This is a genomic window from uncultured Thiodictyon sp. (assembly GCF_903946935.1).
Lineage (GTDB): Bacteria > Pseudomonadota > Gammaproteobacteria > Chromatiales > Chromatiaceae > Thiodictyon.
Map to the genome: position 1 here is coordinate 1 of NZ_CAJAXH010000053.1, position 6,198 is coordinate 6,198.

Sequence of the window (6,198 nt, forward strand, 5' to 3'; positions counted from 1 at the left end):
CGGACCTCGAAAAGAAGATCACGGACTTTATTGAATTCTTCAACAACACGATGGCCAAGCCATTTCGCTGGACCTATGAGGGCAAACCACTCGCTGCATAACGGGTCAGACGGTGTCGGGACTTTCACTCTGCTGCACTAGAGTTGCGGAACGTTTCTAACAATTCGCACCCTCGCCGTTTGGATGCTTCTGTCTGATCGGGTTGCAGCGCAACAACCCCAATAGCATCGGGATCTTCAAGGGTCGGTGGGGTTGATTCGTCTGTATCGTCGCCTTCCAAGTATCCAGCACGACCGTTCCAGGGTGACAGGATCGGCGTCGGTCGGTACTCATCCAGAAAGAACCGCGCCAGTTCTTCGGGTGACAGTCGCGTGATGAGTGCGAACCGCTCCCCCCGCCAACGCGCCTTGACTCCCGGGTCTTTCTGTTCGGCCACCAGTCGAAAGATGCCCAGGGCCTTGAGATAGTTGGGCAGGGGTGTCGGGGTGCAACCGGCGAGGATGATCTCGTTCATGCGGGGCTCCGGTCCATGAAAAGGGTATCGGCGGTGGCTTCAAAGCTGGACATCGTGACGGCGCCAGCCGGCAAGGTCGGGCACGAGGTTGCCGCACAGGGTGCGGTGTAGGTTGAGGATCAGGTCGTCGTCGAGGGTGCCACGATCGAAGTGACCGGCCTCGATCGCCGCCTCGATGTCGTTTACGCGGCTGGCGAGGTGGGGCGCCGGTTCGGAGTAGGTCAGGATGCCGAGTTGGGTCTGGAGGTGGCGGGTGGCATGGGCCGGCGCGCGTGTTCCGCTTCCAGGGCCTCCAGGCTCACCGGTTCCCCCTCGAAGGCCATGCTCTGGGCCACGTTGCGCGGGATGCGCTGCCAGCGGATGCGGCGCTTCTGCGCCTCCGGCAGGTCGCGCCAGTGTTGAATCGCTTGTTGCCAATTCATGCGGGTCGTTCTCCGTTGCTGTTGAATTGTCCGCCGTGCCTTGTTGCTCGTCGGCACTGGCACGCCAGTCGGCGATGCTGACGAGGGCCTCCAGCCAGGCGAGCCGAAAGGGGCCGTACTCTGCCAGCAGGGCTTGGGTGCGGGCGGTCCAGCTTGGGCCTTGTTCGCCTTCGCCAAGTTCCATGAGGGCGAGTCGCAAGGTGGTCTCCGGGGACTGTTCGCCGTCGAAGGTGAGCGCAGGGAGTTGGTCGCCCTCCCAGATCCCGCGGGCGTAGCGTTTGCCGTTCGGCGGCTCTTGCTCGTCCGGCATGGCCCGCAGGCTCAGGCGCACCTTGCCGTGGTGGGCGGCGATCAGATAGGCGATGAGATTGGCGTTGGGCTCACCGTCATGGGCGGCCAGCCAGGAAAGCGCTGAGGCGAGTTCGTGGCGGAAATAGGGCCGCTTGTGCCGCGGGCCTTTGCCGTTCGACTTGGCCCAGAGGCGCCCATCGCCTTTGGGCATGTCCGGGCAGGCGGTCATGGTCGTCTGGAAGACTTCGTGTGCCTTGCCCCGGTCGTGCCAGCGGGCGGCGCGAACCACCGCGGGATTGGTCTCGGCCAGGCGATCACACAGGGCCTGGGCGGCACGGGCGGCGCTGGCGAGGTGGTCCGCTAGCTCAATGGGCCTGGTCTGAGCCGAGCGCCAGTCCGACTTGTAGGACTCGTCTGCGGCCACGGTGAGGGGCGGGAGGGGTTGGACGGGTTTGCCGCGGCTGTCGGCGACGAATCCCAGGTCCGGGTCGTAACCGCCATCTTTGGCGCGCAGCAACAGGGTCATGCCGGGGCGGGGTCGGTCGAGTTTGATCCAGCCGCGGCCGAGGGTGTCCCAGCGCCAGATGTCCCGCTTGCCCAGCTTGCCGAGCTTATCGGCTTGGCGGATGGAGACGGGGCACAGCTCCTGTCTGCTCGGTGGGGGCTGTTCGCCCGGGTCGTCGCCGAAGTCGCGCCAGAAGACGGCCAAAGGCGGTACTTCGGAGTCGCGGATGTAGTCGGAGACATCGACGTCGAATCCGGAGAGGTCAGGGTCGGTGTTGAACAGGTCCAGAAAGTCGCGGCGGCGCAGGACCGGCCAGAGGGGGGCCGGCTCATCGGTGAGCGGCAGGTCGGCAGGCGCGGCGCTGTCGAGTCCGGCGACTTTCTCGCGGGCAGTGGCCAGGTCTTCCGGGGCGTAGGGTGGGGCGGCCTTGTCGTCGGTGATGTCGATCCAGCGGATGTTTGCGCCGCCATCCGCGTTGCACTCTCCGTAGCGGTTGCAGCGTCCAAAGCGTTGTACCAGTGAGGACCAGGGGGCCAGCTCGGTGAACAGGGTGCGGCTGGTCATGTCCACTCCAGCCTCGATGGCCTGGGTGGCGATGACGATGCGGCCTTCGGGCGGCGGTGCCTCCCTGATATGGGTCTCGATGGCGCGCCGCTCCGCGGGGCGGAAGCGGGCATGGAGCAAGAGCAGCGGCGGTGCTTGGCGGTCTTTCTTGATCTCGCGGTAGAGCGCTTGGGCGCGTTCGACCTGATTGACGATAACCAGGGTGGTGCTGGCTGCTTGGTGTGCGGCCAGGACTTCGCGGGCCAGCGCCGCCGCGGAGTCTTTCGCATTGTCCGGGGTCAGGGCGGTGTCGGCGCGCTGCAATGCCTTGAGTGCGTTGATGCGCCGCGTGACTGCGGGCAGTTGGCGCTCTTGGTCGCCCAGCGCGGCCGGTCGCAGGCTATCGCAGTGTGGGCGCAGGTCCACCGTCGCCAGCCAGTCGCGATTGAGGGTGGCCGAAACCCAGAGGGTGCGGCTGGGGCGGGCCAGAGGAAATTCCGCCTTGCGCCGAAAGGCCTCAAGTTGCGCGCTGGTCGGCAGGCCGGCGCCCATCAGTTGCACCTCATCCAGTACCCAGAGTGCATCGTTGTGCAGAAAGGCAAAGTGGACCGGCCATTGGTAGCGGCTCATGCCGTAGCCGCGCATCAAGGCGCGCGACAGCAGCATGTCCTGGGTGCCGATGAGGATCATGTCCTCTTCCGGATGCTCGGCCCAGGTCTTGATGTCGTCGGCGCCGCCCATCAGCAGGTGGACGGAGACCTTGCCGTCACCGAGCTCGCCGGCCGGGCCCAGATTGCAGAGCCAGCGGCAGGTCTCGCGGTGGGTCTGCTCGACCAGGACGCGCATCGGCAGACACCAGATCAGGCGGCGTGGCGTGTCGGTGTCGCGGAGGATGCGCCGCTTGTATAGCCAGGCGAGGGTGACGCCGGCGGTCTTGCCCATGCCGGTCGGCACATCCAGCAGGTCCGGCCAAGGTTCTTGGGCGAGTCGGACCTGGTAGGGGAAGGGGGCGTTTCCCTCGGGTAGCTGGGTCGCTTGCTGGAAGAAGTCGTCGTATGTCATTCCTGGCCCCTGACGGCGGTTTTCCGATGTGGTGCGTTTGCCGGAGCCATCGTCTCTGTCTGGCTACCGTGCTGAACAGGCTCCCTGACCGGTGATGCATGCCAGTCGCTGCGCCGACAGAGCTAGTGTTCGGCGCTTTACTCGATCAATGGATTCCGGGCGATAATAGTCCGTCGCGCGATTCGGCGCCACCGGGAGGCTGCTGTTGGCCGATTTACGGCCTTGATCGTCGCTCCGGCCACCTTGGGCTCGGAGTCCAAGGCTGAAGCCTTGTACTCCAGAAGATGGCCGCTGGTTGCAACGATGATCAAGGCCGGTAAATTCCTATAGCGATGCCTCGGCGATTCGTGCCTCGGCCTCCTTGTCGCGCTCGATCAGCGCATAGGCCGAGTGATTGTGGATGGATTCGAAGTTCTCGGACTCGACGATATAGGCGGCGACCCGCTCATCGGCATTGAGTCGGGTGGCCACGTCGCGCACCATGTCTTCCACGAACTTGGGGTTGTCATAGGCGTGCTCGGTGACGAATTTCTCGTCCGGGCGTTTCAATAGCCCATAGAGCTGCGATGACGCCTCGCGCTCCACCAATTCAATGATATCTTCGATCCAGATGAAACCGCGGGCGCGCACCTGGACCGTCACATGCGAGCGCTGGTTGTGGGCGCCGTAGGCCGAGATCTCTTTGGAACAGGGGCAGAGGCTGGTAACCGGCACCACCACCTTGATCTCCAGGGTGGGGTGGCCGTCGCGGATCTCGCCGATGAAGGTCACCTCGTAGTCCAGCAGACTCTCCACCCCGCTTACGGGGGCGCGCTTGTTCACGAAGAAGGGGAAGCGCATCTCGATATGCCCGGCCGCGGACTCCAGCCGCTGGGACATCTCCTTTAGCATCTCCTTGAAGGCGCCGACGCTCAACTCGCGCTCCTGGCTGTTCAGGATTTGCACGAAGCGTGACATGTGCGTGCCCTTGAAATTGTGGGGCAGGTACACGTACATGTTGAAGCAGGCGACTGTGTGCTGCTCCAGGCCGCCGCGGTCGCGCACCCGCACCGGGTGGCGGATGTCTTTGATCCCGACCCGGTCGATGGCAATGCGGCGCGTGTCCGCACTGCCCTGGACGTCGGCGATGCCCGTCCCGGGCGCGGCAGTGGGTGTGGACACGGGGGTGGTTTCGCTCGCTTGCTGCATGCAGTCTTCCTCGACGCGGCCTTTCGGCCTGATTGATCCGGCAACTTGGTGTCCGGCGACGGCCAGACAACCGCGTAATCGTCCGGTCATCCAGCCGCGGCCGCAATCCCGGACACTTCGGCCCCCGGCAAACCGGCCATTATCGGGGTGCGACCCGGGCGAGGCAAACGGTGAATCTCGCCCGGGAGCGCGCTCCAGTTCTCCCTCCCCTATTGGGGGAGGACGGGATGGGGAGCGGCCAAGGGGGCCGCAACCTCCATCCAAGAAAGAGCAGTGATCACGCCAAGACGCCAAGCTCGCCAAGGCCTTTCAGTGCGTTATTGGCGTTGCGACAGTCACCCGGAGGGCGATCTGGAAAGCGGCTCTACCCGATTTAATTTTCTGGCGAGCTTGGCGCCTTGGCGTGAGCCATTCCCGGGTCTAGGTGCGTCTTTCGGGTTGGTGCGGGCGCCATGGCCGTGACCAGTGCCTGATAGGCGCCGCTGGACAGCAGGACACCCAAGGTGACTGCGGCAATGCCGACATAGTCGAGCGGCTTGGGTATTTCACCGAGCAGCGGTATCGCGGTCAGCATCGCCAGCACCGGGACCAGCGAGGCAAAACTGGCGCCCAGCGAGGCCCCCAGAATGCCGACTGCGCGGGTGTAGGCATAGAGCGAAACGATCGCCACGAACACGCCTTGATAGACGGTCTGGATCACGAGCATGCCCCAGGGTGCGGCGGTCAGACGGTGCGGCAAGACGAGGACATAGACCGGCAAGTACCAGGCCGCGGACACGACCGAGACGATGGCGGCCGCGTGCAATGGGGTGAGGCCCTGGCGGCCGGCGCGGCGCATGGCCACCGTGAAGCTGGCCCAACACAGGGCCGCCAGGAGAAACAGCAGGTGTCCGCGCCACCAGCCGGCGGCGAGGTTGGTCAGGCCGGCGCCGACGAAGATCACGATACCGACCGGAATCAACAGCAGCCCGATCCGGCGCGACCCCGAGATCCGCTCGTGCAGGAAGGCCATCGCCAGTACCGCGGTCCACAGCGGCATGGTGCCGGGGATGAGCGCGCCGGCGTGGGCGGCCGGGGCGAATTGCAGACCGGCGGAGGCGATGATCACATAGGGCACCCCGGCGCCGGCACAGATTGCGGCCAGCAGCGGCAGGCCGACCTGACGCACGGCAAATCCCCGGCGGATGACGATCGGTAACAACAGCGCGCCGGCACAGCCGAACCGCAGGGCGGTGAGGTCGAAGGGGGGGAGTGAGGTGGTGACGCCAAAGCGGGTCAAGAGGATCCAGCCGACCCAGATGGAAATGGCGAACAGTCCCCAGAGTGCGCCGGTCACATAGGATGCAGGCGGCAGGGTTGGGTCGGTGACAGGCATCTTGAAGAAGCGAAGGTCCGCAGCGCGCTTGGGGATAGGCAAGCCGATCGGCGGCCCAGCCTGGGTCTTGTACGCCGCCATGGGCGTTGTTGGAGAGACCACGGCGCGCGGCCATCATACCAGTTCGCCAGGCGGTGTCGCCGTTGGGAGGCAGTTGTCCCACGGCAAATCCGTTCTAGCCCGCCGTGGCTGGCCGTCCCCGCCGACGGCGGGAATTTTCGGTCATGCCCAGGTAGTCGAACACCAGGCGGACGTTGCGTGCCAGGCGCTGGATGGTGGCGGCGACGGTGTCGCGGGA

At 65.3% G+C, this 6,198-nt stretch carries 4 protein-coding genes; all 4 read right to left on the reverse strand.

Going from position 1 to position 6,198, the window contains the following annotated elements; genetic code table 11:
* Positions 1 to 124 precede the first annotated feature (124 nt).
* Complete coding sequence (locus tag QZX93_RS05125) at positions 125 to 514, reverse strand: hypothetical protein (RefSeq protein ID WP_295393631.1); 390 nt, start codon at positions 512 to 514, stop codon at positions 125 to 127.
* A 39-nt stretch (positions 515 to 553) separates the two neighbouring features.
* Positions 554 to 3,337 (reverse strand): CRISPR-associated helicase Cas3', encoded by a 2,784-nt coding sequence (cas3, locus tag QZX93_RS05130; RefSeq protein WP_295393634.1) that lies wholly within the window; start codon positions 3,335 to 3,337, stop codon positions 554 to 556.
* 324 nt (positions 3,338 to 3,661) lie between these two features.
* Positions 3,662 to 4,525, reverse strand: a complete 864-nt coding sequence (gene folE2, locus QZX93_RS05135) for a GTP cyclohydrolase FolE2 (RefSeq protein WP_295393638.1) — start codon at positions 4,523 to 4,525, stop codon at positions 3,662 to 3,664.
* 373 nt (positions 4,526 to 4,898) lie between these two features.
* The gene (locus tag QZX93_RS05140; protein ID WP_295393641.1) at positions 4,899 to 5,900 is read right to left on the reverse strand and encodes a DMT family transporter; all 1,002 of its coding nucleotides are present in this window, start codon (positions 5,898 to 5,900) and stop codon (positions 4,899 to 4,901) included.
* Positions 5,901 to 6,198: the final 298 nt, after the last annotated feature.